This is a genomic window from Kitasatospora sp. NPDC041988, assembly GCF_055588525.1.
Genome location: NZ_JBVJCO010000037.1, coordinates 52,838 through 68,846, shown reverse-complemented (window position 1 = coordinate 68,846; position 16,009 = coordinate 52,838). Strand labels below are relative to the sequence as shown.

Below are 16,009 nucleotides of genomic sequence, written 5' to 3'. Positions count from 1 at the left end.
GCTCGTGCCGGGTGACCGCGGGGTCAGCCGGACCGGACGGGGGAGAGGGCGTGCGGACCGGCGGCGGGAGGCAGCGCCTCGGGCCGCGTCGGGACGACCAGCCGGATCAGCCTGCCGATCGGTCGGCGGGCGTCACAACGTGGTGGGCACGGCGGCCTCCACCGTGCGGTCAGCCTCCGGTGGCGAAGCCGGGGAAGAGGGTCATTCCGCCGTCGACGTAGAGCGTGGCGCCGACGACGTAGTCCATCAGGTCGGAGGCCAGGACGGTCACCGCTTGGGCGATGTCCTCCGGGTCGCCGACCCGGCGGTAGGGGATCAGCCGCAGGAGGTCGGCCTCGGCCTCGGGGGTGTCCCAGGCGGACTTGTTGATGGGGGTGCGGATCGCGCCGGGCGCGACGGCGTTCACCCGGATCCCCTGCGGGGCGAGTTCCTGCGCCAGGGTCTGCATCAGCATCAGGACGCCGCCCTTGGAGGCGGCGTAGTTCACGTGGCCCGACCACGGGATGATCTGGTGCACCGAGCTCATGCAGACGATCTTCCCGGCCGAGCGGGACACCTCCGGCACGACGCCCCGGCGGACGAACTCCTTCGCGGCCTCCCGGGCGCACAGGAACTGCCCGGTGAGGTTGACGTCCAGCACCTTCTGCCACTGGGCGACGGTCATCTCGGTGAGAGCGGCGTCCCGCTGCAACCCGGCGTTGGCCACCATGATGTCGATCGTGCCGAACTCCCCGACCATCCGGTCGACCATCGCGACGACCTGGTCCTCCTGGGAGACGTCCGCCTCGTGGGCGTAGGCCCGCACACCGTAGGACTTGATCTCCTCGACCACCTCCTCGGCCGCCTCCGGGCCGAAGACGTAGTTCACGACCACATCGGCGCCGGCGCGGCCGAGACCGATCGCGGTCGCCTTGCCGATACCGGAGTTCGCGCCGGTCACCAGGGCCTTCTGCCCCCGCAGAATCGGCGGAACCGGCCGCCGCCCCTCGTCCACAGCTGAGGTCACTGATCTCTCCCGTCGTTGGCCGCGAGCCGGCACCGGGTGACAACACTGGTCGGCCCGGCTCGCGGCACGGGGAACGGCTCGCCCGCCGGCGCACCACTGTCCCCCCGACGGCTCAGCGCCCGGACGGCGGCGGGCGCCGGTCAGTCACCCGGCCGGGCCACCACGTTCTCCAGCGGGCCGCCCGCGAGGAAGCGCTCCAGCTGGGTGCGGATCAGGCGAAGGCCCCGGGACAGGAAGGCGGAGCTGCTGCCGCCCACGTGGGGTGTGATCAGGGTGTTCGGGGCCCGCCAGAGGGGGTGGCCGGCGGGCAGCGGTTCGGGGTCGGTCACGTCGAGTGCCGCGGCCAACCGGCCGCCCTGCAGCTCGGCGAGGAGGGCGCCGGTGTCCACGACGGCACCGCGGGCCACGTTGACCAGCAGGGCGCCGTTCTTCATCGCGGCGAGGAAACCCGCGTCGACCAGCCCCCGGGTCCCGTCGGTGAGTGGGACGGTCAGCACCACGACATCGGCGCGCGACAGCAGGTCCGGGAGGTCGGCGAGAGCGTGCACCGGCCCGCGCGCTGCCGTCCGGGCACTGCGGGCCACCCGCAGAACCTCGCACTCGAACGGCACGAGACGCTCCTCGACGGCCGCACCGATCGACCCGTGGCCGACCACCAGCACGGTACGGTCGGCGAGCGAGGCGAATGAGCCGCCCTCCCAGGAACCGGCGTCCTGCGCCCGGACGAAGCCCGGGACTCCGCGCAACGAGGAGAGCACAAGGGTGACCGCAAGCTCGGCAGTGCTGGCGTCGTGGACACCCCTCGCGTTGCAGAGCATCACACCCGTCGGCAGAACGGGCAGCAGTTCCTCGACTCCCGCCGACAGGCTCTGCACGACCCGCAACCGGGGCATCCGGGCAAGCAGCGGAACAGCGGCCGACGTGTAGGTGTAGGGGATGACGAAGAACTCCACCTCGTCGAGCACCCGCTGGGGCGGGCCGTCACCCCGGCCGTCCCACACCACCGTCGCCACCTCGGGGCGTAGGCCCACCTGTGCGAGCGGGTAGGGAAGCAGGATCCTGGCCGGGGGGCCGCCGGGCACCGCGTTCGGGATGCTCATGAAGCGATCTCAACAGCGATCACCCTCGGGGGCAAACCTCCGGCCCGCCATTCGGTGCGGCCGGCACCGCGGAGCACTGCCGGGTGGACCCCGCAGGCCGCGCCGCGCCACTGCCCGGGTGGAACTGCGCGCATGATCTCCTGCAAAGCCGTCCAGCTCATGCGCGACCCGGGAGAGACGCCGTGGAGACATCCGGACCAGCACCGACCATCGTAGTGATCATGGGCGTATCCGCCTCGGGCAAGACCACCCTGGGCAGGCTCCTCGCCGAGCGGCGCGGCGTGCCCTTCGTGGAGGGCGACGACTTCCACCCGGCCACGAACATCGCCAAGATGGCGGCGGGACACGCACTCGACGACGAGGATCGCGAGCCATGGCTCGGAGCCATGGCCGACTGGATCCGGGACACGACCCGCCTCGGAGCGGGCGCCGTCGTCTCCTGCTCAGCCCTCAAGCGCGAGTACCGGGACGTTCTCCGCGCCGCCGGCCCGGGCGTCTGGTTCGTGTACCTGAGGGTGGATCGGGAGGTCGCGCGCGCCCGCATCGCCGGGCGCGCCGGGCACTTCATGCCGGCCGGCCTTCTGGAGTCGCAGTACGACGCCCTGGAGCCGCTGCGCGCCGACGAACCCGGACTGACCGTTGACGCGGACGCCGACACCGAAACCGTCCTCGGGCAGGTCCTGGCCGCCACCGCTCGCTTCGAGGCGTAGCGCCGTGCGGGCTCGCAACCCCCAGGGCGGCGCCGGCCGGCAGTGACGCGCCGGCAATGACGGGCCGTCAGGGATCAGGGCCTGCCGGCGTCGCGGAGCGATCCGACGCACAGGGCCCAGATGATGAAGATGTTGACGGCGATCAGGACGATGGCCCAGAACGGGTAGTAGGGCAACCACAGGAAGTTGGCGATCAGGCTCAGGCCGGCGAGCACGACACCGACAACGCGCGCCCATACCGCTCCGGCGAACAGGGCGCAGCCGGCGAGGACGACGACGATGCCCAGGATGAGGTGGATCCAGCCCCATCCGGTCAGGTTGAAGCGGAACGTGTAGTCGGCCGTTCTGACGAACAGGTCGTCCTTGGCGATGGCGGCGATCCCCTCGAAGATCGCCATGGCTCCGCCGAAGATCATCAGGACCGCCGCGAGAACGATCCAGCCTGACCGTAGAACATGCCGCGAGGTATCGGCGGTGACCTGCCCGGGCTGCGGCTGGTTGAGGTTGCCGGCCATGGGGCCTCCTTGGTTCGGGGAGCCACCCGGCCTTCCGAAAAGGCCGACCGGGCGGCTCCACTTCCAGCGTTCCACGGCGACGTCGATACTGCGCCCCGTGCGGCCGCGGGGCCGTGGAGACGCTCACAGCCCGGCAGGCGCAGCGCACCGTCCTGATCGCCGTTCCGGAGCGGACCGCGTCGCGGCAGGGCAGGCCAGTAGATCCGGGATGCCGTCGCTGTCCCGCGGCCGACAACACGGCGACGGCGCAGGGCCGGGCCGGGTCAGGTCAGGTCAGGTCAGGTCAGCCGAGGCGCTCGGCGATGCGGTCGCCGACCCGCAGGGCGTTGGCGATGGCCGTCAGCGACGGGTTCACCGCACCGATGCTCGGGAAGAAACTGGTGTCGACGACGTAGAGATTGTCCAGGTCGTGGGCCTTGCAGTCGACGTCGAGTGCCGAGGTCCGCGGGTCGGTGCCGAAGCGCACGGTGCCGGCCTGGTGCGCGGTGGCACCGATCGGCATCCCCTTGTGCAGGTAGAGGCTGTGCGGCAGCAGGTGGTGGGGGTGCATGCCCAGGTGACCCAGCATCTTCTGGAGCTTGTGCTGCAGGCGCTTCAGCCCTTCGGTGTTGTTCTTCTCGTCCAGGGCGAGGTGGATGGCGCCGTCACTGTCGAGGGTGACGCGGTTGTCGGGGTGCGGGAGGTCCTCGCCGCAGAGCCAGAAGTCCACCGCGTGGTGGGCCAGCACCTCGAAGGGCATGTCGGGCGATGCCAGTCCGGCCCAGCGGGGCGCCTCGCCCTTGATCTGGTCGGAGTCGGACTTGCCGAGCATCTGGATACCGCCCAGGGGGTAGTCCCAGTCGTCCGCGCCCAGGTACCAGTCGTTGAGCGCGAGGGTCTTCTGGAACTGCGTGTCGTTGGGCTCCTTCGACACCGCCATCAGCGCGAGGTTGTTGTGCCGCATGTAGTGGCGCCCCACCACGCCCGAGCTGTTGGCGAGGCCGTCCGGGTGCCGGTCGTTCGCCGAACGCAGCAGCAGTGCGGCGGAGTTGACCGCCCCGCAGGCCACCACCACGACGTCGGCGGAGTACTCCGCGACCGTTCCGTCGGCGAGTTCGGCGACCACCTTGTCGACGCTGCGGCCGGTCGGCCCGGTTTCGAGCCTGCGGACGTTCGCCCCGGTGACCATCGTGACGTTGTCGTGCTCCAGGGCCGGGTCGACACAGATGACCTGGGCGTCGGCCTTGCCCTGCACCAGGCACGGGAATCCGTCGACCCGGTTGCAGCGGATGCACACGCTGGTGTGGGTCGCCCGGCCGTCGCCGTCCTGGGTGAGGTTCACGCCGATCGGCAGGTGGAAGGGGTGCAGGCCCTGCTTCTCCAGGTCGTCGCTGAGCTGCTGGATGCGCGGCTCGTGCTGCACGGGCGGATACGCGTACTGGGCACTCACTGGCCCCTCCCCGGGGTCCTCCCCGTGCCGGCCGTGCACCAGGTACAGGTGCTCGGCCTGGGTGTAGTACGGCTCCAGGTCCTCGTAACGGATCGGCCAGGCCGGGGAAATGCCGCCGTGATGCCGCAACTCGCCGAAGTCCTCGGGGCGCAGGCGGAACAGCGCGGCACCGTAGAACTTCGTGTTGCCGCCGACGTAGTAGTTGACCTCGGGTGGGAACTGGTCGCCGTGTTTGTCGTACCAGAACTCGGGAGCGCGGTACTTGCCCTTGACGAAGACCGCGGTGGACTCCCAGTTGTCCCGCTCGCGGGGCAGGTAGCCGCCGCGCTCCAGGATGAGGACGCGCTTGCCGGTGGGGGCGAGGCGGTGGGCGAGGGTGCCGCCGCCTGCTCCGGTGCCGATGACGATGACGTCGTAGTGCTCGGTGCCTGCCATGGGGTCGCCTCGGATCGTGGGTCGGTGCGGTGTGGGTCGGTGCGGTGTGCTGCGGTGTGGTCTGGTGCGGTGTGGTCTGGTGCGGTGCGGGCCGGCGGCTGGACCGCCGGTCAGAGGACGGCGATGGGGTTGACAGGAGAACCGGTGGCCGCGGGGAGCCGCAGGGGCGCAACCACGCAGAGGAACGACCAGCGGCCCTCCTCCTCGCAGAGCGGTACCAGGTCCTCGAACTGCAGGTAGTCCATGAAGTGGAGCCCGAGGGCGTGAATGCCCAGGACGTGCACGGGGAAGTCCACGCCCTCCGTGAGGCTGGGGGCCGTGTCGTTGTTGCCGTCGCTGCCCAGCACGGAGACCCGGCGCTCGGCGAGGAACTCCACCGCGGTGGGATGCAGCCCTGCCCGGCTACGCGCCGCGTCCCAGGGCCCCCTCTCGACGCGCCTGCGGCGGTGGCCCACCCGGACGAGGAGGATGTCCCCCGCACCGACCCGCACGCGCTGCGCGGCCTCGGCGGCCCGGAGGTCGTCGGCGGTGACGTAGTCGCCCGGCTCCAGCCACGGCACGCCGCGCAGCCGCGGAATGTCGAGCAGGACGCCGCGGCCGACGACGCCGTCCCGCACGAGCTCGACGGACAGGGCGGTGGCGCCCTCCGCGGTCACGGTGCGCGCGGGGACGCCCCCGTACAGGGTGCCGTCGTAGACGACGTGGCACAGAGCGTCGAGGTGGCTGTCCGCGTCGCCGTGGACGTGCATCGAGAAGTGGTCGGTGGCGAAGTGGAGCCCGGTGGCCGGAGCCTCGGCCTCCGGGCGGCTGGTGAGCCGGTGGCCGGCCGGGTGCGGGTTGTCGGGGGCCGCGCGGGTCTCGACCGGTGCGGCGAGGGTGACGGTCCTGCCGGAGCGGACCTCCGCCACCGCGGCGCGGACCGTCGCGGGCGTGACGGCGGCCAGTGCTCCGCGCCCGCCGGACTGTGTGCTGACCGCCGACTCCCGGAGGCGCGCGTACAGTTCGTCGAACGCGGCCCGGCTCTGCGGGCGGCCACCCCCCGGCTGCCCGTGCCCCGGCCGGCCCGGCCCCGGATCAGTCGCGCTGCCGCTGCCGGTCAAGGGCCTCATCCAGGGTCGATGCCGCCATGATGAGCGACAGGTGGGTGAACGCCTGCGGGAAGTTGCCGAGTTGCTCGCCGCTCGGGCCGATCTCCTCGGCGAAGAGCCCGACGTGGTTGGCGTAGGTGTGCATCTTCTCGAACGTGTAGCGCGCCGGACGGACGCGCCCGGCCCGGGCCAGGGCGTCGACGTAGAGATACGTGCAGAGGCTGAACGTGCCCTCCGAGCCGCGCAGGCCGTCCGGCGACGCGGCCGGGTCGTAGCGGTAGACGAGGCTGTCCGAGACGAGTTTGCGCTCCATGGCGTCCAGGGTGGAGAGCCAGCCCGGGCTCTTCCCGGAGAGGAATCCCACGCGCGGGATGAGCAGGAGGGAGGCGTCCAGGACGTCGCCGCCGTAGTGCTGCACCAGGGCTTTCTCAGCCTTGCTCCAGCCCTTCTCCATCACCTGTTCGAGGATGCTGTCGCGGGCGGCGCGCCAGCGCGGGATGTCGGCGGGCCGGCTGAGTTCGGTCGCCAGGCGCATGCCCCGGTCGAACGCCACCCAGCACATCACCCGGCTGTAGGTGAAGTCGTTGCGCCCGCCGCGTGTCTCCCAGATGCCCTCGTCCGGGCGATCCCAGTTGTCGGACAGCCAGTCCAGGGTCCGCGCGAGACCCTTCCAGCCGTGGTAGCCCAGCTCCACGCCGACGTCCAAGCCCTCGGCCATCGCGTACAGGGACTCGCCGTAGATGTCGAGCTGCAGCTGGTCGGCGGCGGCGTTGCCCGCCCGCACCGGACGCGAACCCCGGTAGCCCTCCCAGTGCTCCAGGACCTCCTCCGCGAGATTCGGGTCGCCGTCGACCCGGTACATGATCTGCAGCCGCTCGCCAGGCAGATCGGCCCGGTCGTGCATCCGGTCGCCCAACCACTTGGTGAACGCCGACGCCTCCTCCGCGAACCCGAGGTCGAGCAGCGCACGCACCGAGAGCGAGCCGTCCCGCACCCACGAGTACCGGTAGTCCCAGTTGCGCTCGCCCCCGACCTGCTCCGGCAGGCCCATGGTGGCGGCGGCGACCGGCGCACCGGAGGGGTGGTAGGTGAGGAGCTTGAGCGTGATGGCCGAGCGGTTCACCATCTCGGCCCAGCGCCCCCGGTAGCGGGAAGTGTGCAGCCACTTCTGCCAGAAGTCGACCTCCGCCCACAGCCGCTCCGTGACGCCCTCCGCGGTGAGCGGGGGCGGCGCCCCGCCGTCGGCGGCGGACGTCGTGAACACGGCGACGGCGGACTCCCCGATGTTGAGGGTGACCGCTCCGCGGACGTCGTCCCCGTCCCGCTCCAGCGGGAAACTGGCCTGCAGGTGCCCGGCGATCCCCGGGGCGCGGAACACGGCGTCCCGACCATGCAGTTCGAGCTCATGGCCGGCCCGGCCGTAGTCGAACCGCGGCCGGCACTCCAGGACGAACCGCACGGTGCCACGCACGGCGCGGACCACCCGCATCAGGCTGTGGCGGTCGGTCGGAGTGCGGCTGGTGTTCGCCGGCATCCAGTCGATGACCTCGCCGACGCCGTCCGGCGACATGAACCGTGTCACCAGCACGCCGGTGTCCGGGTAGTAGAGCTGCTTGCACGACACCTCCGAGTGCTCGGGTGCCAGCCGGAAGTACCCGCCGCGGTCGTGGTCGAGCAGCGAGGCGAAGACACTGGGCGAGTCGAACCTCGGCGCGCAGAACCAGTCCACCACACCTTGCGAGGACACCAGGGCGGCGGTCTGCAGATCGCCCACCAGACCGTGGTCGGCGATCGGGGGGTAGCGGTCCATGAACATCCCATCCCAAGATGACTACACAGCGTCCACTATCCGATGCGCTGTGCGACAAGAAGGGCCGACGCGCCGCGGCCGTCAATGTGCCGTCACCGGCGTTGGCGTCGTCGCGTCCCGACCACCGGCCCTCCCCGGAGGGAATCGCCCAACTCACCTGTCTGCCCGCGCCCGGCGACGGTGGGAACGCGGAGTACCGAGGTGAGGCCAGGGTCGGGCGGGCTCGTGCTGCGGGCGGTCGTGCACTCGGCCTCGGCGCAGGATCGGGCGGGCGCGAAGTGGCTGGGACGGTGCCCGCCGCCTCGCCGACGACCTCAAGAACGAGTGATCACCCGACTACCCGACACCTTCTCAGGCCGGGCGGACCAGGCGGTTGTCGTGGGCGAAGACCACGGCCTGGATCCGGTCGCGGAGTTCGAGCTTGTGCAGGATCCGCCCCAGATGGGACTTCACGGTCGCCTCCGCGAGGTACAGCGCGGCCGCGATCTCGGCGTTGGACAGGCCGCGGCCGACCTCGACGAGCACCTCGCGCTCACGGGCGCTCAGCCGGTCCAGCCGCTCGTCGCGGACGGCGGCGCCGCCGTCGGGCAGGTGCAGACGGAAGTCCTCCAGCAGGCGCCGGGTGATCCGCGGGGAGAGCACCGCGTCGCCCGCCGCGACGTTGCGGATCGCGGTGAGCAGCTCCTCCGGCCTGGTGTTCTTCAGCAGGAAGCCCGAGGCTCCGGCGGCGAGACCGGCGAAGGCGTACGCGTCCAGGTCGAAGGTGGTCAGGATCAGCACTCTGCTCTGCGGGGAGACCTCGACGACCTGTCGGGTCGCCTCGATCCCGTCCGTCCCGGGCATCCGGACGTCCATGAGGACGACATCGGGCTGCAGCTCCCGGGCGAGGCGGACTGCCTGGGCGCCGTCCGCGGCCTCGCCGACCGGTGTCATGTCGGGCTGGGCCTCCAGGACCGTGCCGAAGGCCATCCGGAGCAGTGCCTCGTCGTCGGCGATCAGGATGCGGATCGTCATGCGGAGGCCGCCCCGCAGCCGTTGAGGAGGAGTCGGGTACGGACGCCCCAGCCGCCGCCCGGAAGCGGTCCGGCCTGCAGCGTCCCCCCGTAGGCGGCCGCGCGCTCGCACATGCCGGGGATGCCGTGGCCGGGCGGTGCGGCGGCGGGCCGCGCCGGGCGAGGGCCGCTGTCGGTGACGTCCACGCCGACGGCCTGGGCCGAGCACTCGACCAGGACCGTCGCGCGGGTGCCGGCGGGTGTGTGCTTGAGGGTGTTGGTCAAGGCTTCCTGCACCAGACGGTAGACGGTGAGTTGTGCGGTGGCGGGGACGTGGGTGTGGCCGCCGCGGACCTCCAGGCGGGTCGGCAGCCCGGCGGCGCCCATCTGGTCGGCGAGGGCCTCCAGCTGGGCGATGCCGGGCGGCGGGTGGCGCTCCGCGTCCCGCTCACCGGTCCGCAGGACGCCCAGCGAGCGCCGCATGTCGGTCAGCGCCTGCCGGCCCGTCTCGGAGGTCTGCAGCATCGCGGCGGTGGCCCGGTCCGGGGACCTGTGCTGGGCGTAGACGGCGGCGTCGGTGAGCGCGACCATGACGGACAGGTTGTGGGTGACGATGTCGTGCATCTCGCGGGTGATCCGGGCCCGCTCCTCGGCAACGGCCAGCCGTGTCTGCTGCTCCTGGTGCAGCGCCAGCCGTTCGGCCCGTTCCTGCACGGCGGCGAGGTAGGCCCGGCTGGTCCGCACGTTCACCCCGAGGACGGCGGCGGCGACGACCGTCGCGGAGAGCGCGACGAAGGGGGTCAGGAACGCGCCGTCCGGTGCCCAGCGCAGGCAGGCCAGCACGGCCCCGCCCTCCACGACGGCACCGGCGAGGAGCGTGCCGCGCCGGCCGGTGTGGGCGGCCGCCGTGTAGAGGGCCACCAGCAGGGCGATGTCCGCGGGCAGTTGGACGTCCATCAGCCACTGGACGAAGGCCGCGGCCGCCACGGCGCCGAACACCACGAGCGGGGCCCGGCGCCGCCACAGCAGGGGGAGCGCCAGGGCGGCGGTGAGCGCCGCGGCCACCGGCAGCTCCCGCGCCGGGTAGGCGGTCACGACGTTGAGGAGGAGAAGGATCGGCAGCCCCGCGTCCCACACCAGGGGCGGTACCCGGTCCCGGTGGCGCACCGTCACACCTCCCCGTCGATCGGTCGTCGTGGCGGCCCGACCGGGACCGTCAGCGCGTACAGCCGGAGCCTAGGCCGCGGGGGCGGCGGCGCGCATGAGCCCACAGTCCGACCGCACCCTGCCGGGGTACGACCGCAGGAGGAGGCCCACCACCTCCTGCGGTCGCAGAGCGGCCGCCGGACGGGCGTGACCGGTTGCCACTCCGGTCGCACTGCGGCCCGCCCGGATTGCGACCGGAGTGGCAACCGGCGGCGACCCGGGACCGATGCGGCGGCGCGGACCCGGCGTCGAGCATGGCCGGGTGACCGAAACCATCACGGGGCTGTCGATGTCCCTTCCGGAAGTCCTCGTCCTGCTGGGTGCCCTCGCGCTGGTGGCGGCGCGCTGGCTCCCCCCGGCTGCCCGCCGGCCCGTCACGATCGGGGCGGGGGCGGTGCTCGTGGCGTCCGCGACCGTGCTGGGCGTGGTGGGGATCCGCTGGCAGCTGCTGCCGGTCCTGGCCGGCGCCGCCCTGGCGTCGGCGTTCGCCCTCCCGCCCCTGCTGCGACGCCGTACCGGCCGACCGGCGTGGCGGGCCCGCTGGTGGCTGGCCCTGCCGGGATCGCTGGCCTGCGCCGGCCTGATCGCCATTGGCCCGGTGGCGGCCTGGGCCTTCCCCGTGCCCGAGTTCCCCGAGCCGTCGGGCGGCTTCGCGGTCGGCACCCGGGTGGTGCAGTGGACCGACCCGCTCCGCCCCGAGAGCTTCACCGCCGATCCGGACGACCGGCGCACGGTCGTGGCCCAGCTCTGGTACCCCGCGCAGAAGAGCCCCGCCGGCACCCAGCGGGCCCAGTACCTGGGACGCACGGAGCAGGAGGCGCGCGCCGTCGCCGAGGCCCTCGCAGGCGGGGTCGGCCTGCCCGGCTTCCTGGTCGACGGTGTCCCGCGGGCTCGCAGCCGTGCGGTCGTCGACGCCCCGGTGGCCGGTGGGGGAGAACGGTTCCCGGTCGTCCTGTTCTCCCCGGGGTCGGGCGGGGTGCGGACCCAGAACACCGCCTGGGCGGAGGAGCTGGCCAGCCACGGCTACCTGGTCGCCGCCCTCGACCACCCGTACGACTCCGCCGTCGTCGTCCTCGCAGACGGCCGCACGATCCGCGCCACGACCGCCTCCAGCGGGGACCGGGACCAGGACGAGGAGCTGGCGGCGGGCTGGACCGCCGTCCGGGCCGCCGACCTCGGCTTCGTCCTCACCCAGCTGGAACGGCTGGACCGGGGCGAGACCGCCGACCCGCTGACCGGACGCCTGGACATTGGCCGCGCCGCGGTGGCCGGCCACTCCCTGGGCGGTGCCGCCGCCCTGCAGGCGGCCCGGCAGGACCGCCGGTTCGGCGCCGTCGTCGACCTGGACGGCTACCCCCATGGCCCCACCGCGCCCGCCCTCGAGCAGCCGGCGCTCGCGCTCACCCAGGAGATCACCGCCGGCACCGACCCGCGCTACCTGCCCCGCCTCACCGACGCCCTCGAGCACAGCACCGCGACGAGCTACCGGCTTGCCGTCCCCGGCGCGGGGCACCTCACCTTCATGGACGGCCCGCTCTACTTGCCGCCGGTGCCCTCGATCGTCGGCACCCTCGGGCGCACCGAGAGCCCGCGCATCGTCGCCGGAGCCACCCTCGCCTTCCTGGACGCCGTCCTGCGAGGCCGCCCCGGCGACCCGGCCGAAACCCTCCGGGCCTACGGGAAGGTCTACACGGTCTCACCATCAGGGGCTCGGGGAACTGCGGGGCTGACCCCGTGATTGGCCCAACACGCGTGTAAGAAGGTGTTGGGTGATCGGGTGATCACTCGTTCTTGAGGTCGTCGGCGAGGCGGCGGGCTGCTTCGGTCTCGATGGGGCCGCGCGGTTCGATCTCCTCGCCGGCGATCTCCTCGCCGGCGAGGCGGGCGGCCATGAGACGGATCATGGCGACTTTGATCATCGCTTCGGCGTGCGCGGTCTTGCGCTCGTAGTCCCGTGCCGACCGTCTGCACCGTCCCAGCCAGGAGAATGTCCGCTCGACCACCCACCTGCGGGGCAGCACGTGGAAGCCTTTCACATCCGCATTGCGCGGCACCGCGACGATCTCCGCCCACTGAGCATCCGTCAACGACTAGTCGTAGGACGGCCTGCACGCACAGACACACATGATGGTGATCTTCATGGACGGCTAGACCACGGAGATCACCACCGACGCATCACGGCATGCAGTTGATCAATTACCCAAAACTTTCTCAGGCGGTGGCCGCGGCCGCCTCGGCCAGGGCGTCCAGGACCGGGCGGATCAGCGGGTGGCCGTCCGCGCCGGCCCGGACGGCCGCGAAGACCCGGCGGGTGGCGAGCGCGCTGTCCACCCGCCGGACCGCGACGTGCGCGAGGTCCACGCCCAGCAGCGCGGAGCGCGGCACCAGCGCGACCCCGGCACCGGCCGAGGCGAGCGCGACGACCGCGCGGAAGTCGTCCGAGGAGTGCACCAGACGCGGCTGGAAGCCGGCGTACTCGCAGGCCAGCAGCACCACGTCGTGACAGGGGTTGCCGGGGTACGGGCCGATCCACGGCTCGTCGGCGAGGTCGGCGACGGCGATCGGCCCCTCGGCGACGGCGAGCGGGTGGCCGAGCGGGAGCACCGCCTCGAACGGTTCGGCGTACAGCGGCACCCGGGTGAGCCGGGCGTCGTCGGCGCGCGGGGCGCCCCGGTACTCGACGGCCACCGCGAGGTCGGCGCGCCCGTCCAGGACCATCGGGAGGCTGGCGTCCCCCTCCGCGTCCAGCACTTTGAGGCGGACGCCGGGCGCGCGGGTGGCGAGGGTGCCGATGGCGGGGGCGAGGACGAGGGAGATGCCGGTCGCGAAGGAGGCGACGGTGACCTCGCCGGAGACGCCCGCGGAGTAGGCGGCGAGGTCCGCCTCGGCCCGCTCCAGCTGGGCGAGGACGGCGTCGGCGTGGCCCAGCAGGATCTCGCCCGCCGCGGTGAGCCGCACGCCCCGGCCCTCGCGGGCGAGCAGGTGGTGGCCGGTCTCCTGCTCCAGCGCGGCCAGCTGCTGGGAGACCGCCGAAGGGGTGAGGTAGAGGGCGGCCGCCGCGGCGGTCACGGTGCGGTGGTCCGCCACGGCCCGCAGGGTCCGAAGCCGTCGTGCGTCGATCACACGCCAATTCTGCCAGCGTGGCGGGGAACCCCGGGGCGGCGGAGGCACGGGGTGCCGGAGTGGGAAGTCGGACCGGCCGACTTCCCGCTCCGGAGGCGTGCTGCCTCGGGCGTCCTTGCGGCTCGGGGGTCCTGCAGTTCAGGGGCCTTTCTTTGCAAACCAGGGTCCTCGGCGGCCCAGCGTCCTCTGCGGCTCAGAGGTCCTTGCAGCTCAGGACTCCTTGCGGCCCGGGTGGGCGAGGTCGTCGTCCGGGGCGGGGGCCGGTGCAGGCGCCGGGGCGGGCGGGTCGGGGTCGGTGAGGAGGCGGGCGGTGAGGACGTACTGGGCGAGGCAGCCGGCGAGCAGGACGGCGACACCGCCGACCGCGTCCAGGACCCAGTGGTTGGCGGTGGCCACCACCACGAGGAAGGTGAGCGCCGGGTAGAGGGCCGCCAGGGGGCGCAGCCGGCGGTGGCGGGTGGTGGTGATCACGACCAGGGTGCACCAGCCGGCCCAGGCGATGTGCAGCGACGGCATCGCCGCGTACTGGTTGGAGAGCGCCGTCAGGGCGCCGAGCGGGGCCTCGCCGGGGATGCCGGACGGGTCCTCGCGCAGGCCGAACTCGGGGACCAGCCGGGGCGGCGCGAGTGGGAAGCCCCAGAAACCGACCAGGGCGAGGCCGGTGGCGGCGAACAGGACGGTACGGGCAGTGCGGTAGCGCGACGGATGGCAGGCGTAGAGCCAGACCAGCACGCCGAGCGGCACCACGAAGTGGAGCACCCTGTAGTACTGCTGTGCCGCGTCCAGCAGCCAGGCGCCGGCCCCCAGCGCCCAGCCGTTGACGGCCGGTTCGATGTCGATGTGCAACGCCCGTTCCAGGCCGTAGAGGCTGCGGGCGTGCCCGGTGGCGGTGGCGACGCGGTCGGGGGCGGCGTTGCGGATGAAGCTGTAGATGCCGTAGCCGACCTGGATGAAGAGGAGTTCCAGTACCAGGTTCGGGCGGGAGACCGGTCGCAGCGGCGCGGGGAGCAACGGGAGGTGCCGCAGGAGGGGCCGGCGGTGCGGGGGCGGGCCCGGGGTGCGGCGCAGGTGCCACTGCGGGTCGGTACGACGGCGGAACGGGAGGGCGGCGGCCGCGGCGAGGGCGACCAGGGTGGGGGCCTTGCGTAGCAGCAGGCCGCTGACCGGTTCGATACCGGGGTCGAGCATGGTGCTGGGCAACAGGGCAACGGTGGTGGCGATCAGCGGCCAGAGTGCGCGGTCCTCGGGCCGGCGGCCGATCCGGCCGGTGGCGGTGAGGAGCAGCCAGCCGAGGTCGGCGGGTACGGCGACGGGGGCCGCGACCAGGGTGGCGCAGCCGAGCACGCCGGCCGCGAGCAGCGGCTGGCCGTCGCGGGCGAGGGCGCGGGAACGCCGGAGGGCGAGCACCACGGCGGTGACCGCCACCGCCAGCCAGACGGCGAGCAGCGGCGGGCCGTGCAGGCCCAGCCGGAGCAGAACGCCGAGGGCGGTCTGGTTGACGGGGTCGCCGGTGGCGGCCGGGTCGTCGAACCGGTGCAGGAAGCGGGCGGCGCCCGCCGGGTCGGCGAGGCGGACGACGCCGTGCAGGAGGACGGCCACCGCGAGGGCGGTCAGGGCGGGACGGCTGCGGGTAGCCGGCCGGGGGCCGGGGCGTGGGAGGGCGGCGATGAAGAGGAGGAGAGCGGGTTGGAAGGCGATCGCCACGCCGAGCGCGAGGCCGGAGGCGGGGTCGGGGCGGCCCTCGCGGCGTGGCAGGACGTCGAGCAGGACGAGAGCGGTGGTGGCCAGTCCGAGGACGGCGTCCACGGGGTGGCCGCGCAGGTCGGCGCTGACCAGGACGGCGCAGGCCGCGAGTGGGCCGACGGCGGCCGGGGCGGGCACGCCCGGGGGTGGGTGGCGGGCGATCAGGGCGCCGATCGTGGCCACGGCGGCCAGGGCGGTGAACACCAGGCCGGCCCGGGTGGCGGTGGACGGCCAGGTGCCGAGGAGGAGTGGGAGGGCCGGCCGGTCGTCGGCTGCGTCGGCGAGGGTGGTCCAGGTGACGGCGGCCGCCGCGGCGAGGGCGATCACTTGGCAGAGCACGGTGAGGACGGTGACGGGATCAGGGCCTCGGCGCGTTCCGGTCGCGGGCCTGGTCGCGGGCCTGGTCGGGACCATCCCGCTCCTCTCGCCACACCGCACCGCCGCGCCCGGGCCGGTCGGCCGGGTCGCCTTCCTGCCGACTCTCGGACGGCGGCGGCCACCTCGCACCCCGAGCGGCGCCGCGCGGGGGACGGGACGGGGCAGGACGTGAGCTGCGGGTCCACGGTGGGCGGTGCATTTTGCAAAGCTCGCCAGCTGTTTGCCAAGTGCGAGGCGAGGGAGAGTACGGGCGCGAATGAAGGCGGTGCCAGGGGGAGAAACGATTCGCCCAACACCTCCGCCCTTTGCAAAACCATGTGTTTGCAAAGGGCGGGAACGGGCGGCACACGGTCCGCGGTCGGGGGGGGGGGGGGGGGGGGGGGGGGGCTCCCCCCCCCCGCGGGGGGGGGGGGGGAGGGGGGTCGCGGGGGCCAGAGGGGAGCCAAAACCTTGGCTACCCTCCGGGGGGGCGGG

Annotated in this window: 12 protein-coding genes and 1 pseudogene; 2 read left to right on the top strand and 11 right to left on the bottom strand. The window is 73.2% G+C overall.

Going from position 1 to position 16,009, the window contains the following annotated elements; genetic code table 11:
- Positions 1–169: 169 nt before the first annotated feature.
- Both ACZ6NC_RS30445 and ACZ6NC_RS30440 read right to left on the bottom strand, forming a co-directional pair.
- Positions 170–964, bottom strand: coding sequence for an SDR family oxidoreductase (locus tag ACZ6NC_RS30445; protein WP_465737081.1), 795 nt, complete (start codon positions 962–964; stop codon positions 170–172).
- 182 nt (positions 965–1,146) lie between these two features.
- Complete coding sequence (locus ACZ6NC_RS30440) at positions 1,147–2,106, bottom strand: 2-hydroxyacid dehydrogenase (protein WP_465737055.1); 960 nt, start codon at positions 2,104–2,106, stop codon at positions 1,147–1,149.
- A gap of 221 nt (positions 2,107–2,327) precedes the next feature.
- On the opposite strand from ACZ6NC_RS30440, the gene ACZ6NC_RS30435 reads away from it, so the two are divergent.
- Positions 2,328–2,816, top strand: a complete 489-nt coding sequence (locus tag ACZ6NC_RS30435; protein ID WP_465737054.1) for a gluconokinase — start codon at positions 2,328–2,330, stop codon at positions 2,814–2,816.
- A 74-nt stretch (positions 2,817–2,890) separates the two neighbouring features.
- Here the strand turns inward: ACZ6NC_RS30435 and ACZ6NC_RS30430 are convergent, their stop codons facing one another.
- The 6 genes from ACZ6NC_RS30430 to ACZ6NC_RS30405 all read right to left on the bottom strand — a co-directional run bounded on the left by ACZ6NC_RS30430 (position 2,891) and on the right by ACZ6NC_RS30405 (position 10,258).
- Positions 2,891–3,331 (bottom strand): DUF7144 family membrane protein, encoded by a 441-nt coding sequence (locus tag ACZ6NC_RS30430; RefSeq protein ID WP_465737053.1) that lies wholly within the window; start codon positions 3,329–3,331, stop codon positions 2,891–2,893.
- 283 nt (positions 3,332–3,614) lie between these two features.
- Positions 3,615–5,195 carry a GMC oxidoreductase gene (locus ACZ6NC_RS30425; RefSeq protein WP_465737052.1) on the bottom strand — a complete coding sequence of 527 codons (1,581 nt, stop codon included), beginning with the start codon at positions 5,193–5,195 and terminating at the stop codon, positions 3,615–3,617.
- A 110-nt stretch (positions 5,196–5,305) separates the two neighbouring features.
- Positions 5,306–6,304 carry a cyclase family protein gene (locus ACZ6NC_RS30420; RefSeq protein WP_465737050.1) on the bottom strand — a complete coding sequence of 333 codons (999 nt, stop codon included), beginning with the start codon at positions 6,302–6,304 and terminating at the stop codon, positions 5,306–5,308.
- A complete protein-coding gene (locus ACZ6NC_RS30415) occupies positions 6,270–8,093 on the bottom strand; it encodes a glycoside hydrolase family 15 protein (protein WP_465737049.1) in 1,824 nt (607 codons plus the stop codon). Before ACZ6NC_RS30415 ends, ACZ6NC_RS30420 begins: the two co-directional genes overlap by 35 nt.
- A gap of 351 nt (positions 8,094–8,444) precedes the next feature.
- Positions 8,445–9,107, bottom strand: a complete 663-nt coding sequence (locus ACZ6NC_RS30410) for a response regulator (RefSeq protein WP_465737048.1) — start codon at positions 9,105–9,107, stop codon at positions 8,445–8,447.
- Entirely contained in the window at positions 9,104–10,258 is a 1,155-nt protein-coding gene (locus ACZ6NC_RS30405; protein WP_465737047.1) for a sensor histidine kinase, read from the bottom strand. The genes ACZ6NC_RS30410 and ACZ6NC_RS30405 overlap by 4 nt, the downstream gene beginning before the upstream one ends.
- Positions 10,259–10,517: 259 nt before the next feature.
- Between ACZ6NC_RS30405 and ACZ6NC_RS30400 the strand changes: the two genes are divergently transcribed.
- Entirely contained in the window at positions 10,518–12,029 is a 1,512-nt protein-coding gene (locus ACZ6NC_RS30400; protein WP_465737046.1) for an alpha/beta hydrolase family protein, read from the top strand.
- 136 nt (positions 12,030–12,165) lie between these two features.
- On the opposite strand, the pseudogene ACZ6NC_RS30395 reads toward ACZ6NC_RS30400, so the two are convergent.
- From ACZ6NC_RS30395 to ACZ6NC_RS30385, 3 genes and pseudogenes are all read right to left on the bottom strand, one after another.
- Positions 12,166–12,345 (bottom strand): annotated as a pseudogene (locus ACZ6NC_RS30395) (transposase); the annotation flags it as partial.
- 157 nt (positions 12,346–12,502) lie between these two features.
- Positions 12,503–13,414 carry a LysR family transcriptional regulator gene (locus ACZ6NC_RS30390; RefSeq protein WP_465737045.1) on the bottom strand — a complete coding sequence of 304 codons (912 nt, stop codon included), beginning with the start codon at positions 13,412–13,414 and terminating at the stop codon, positions 12,503–12,505.
- A 210-nt stretch (positions 13,415–13,624) separates the two neighbouring features.
- Entirely contained in the window at positions 13,625–15,496 is a 1,872-nt protein-coding gene (locus ACZ6NC_RS30385; protein ID WP_465737044.1) for a phosphatase PAP2 family protein, read from the bottom strand.
- Positions 15,497–16,009 lie beyond the last annotated feature (513 nt).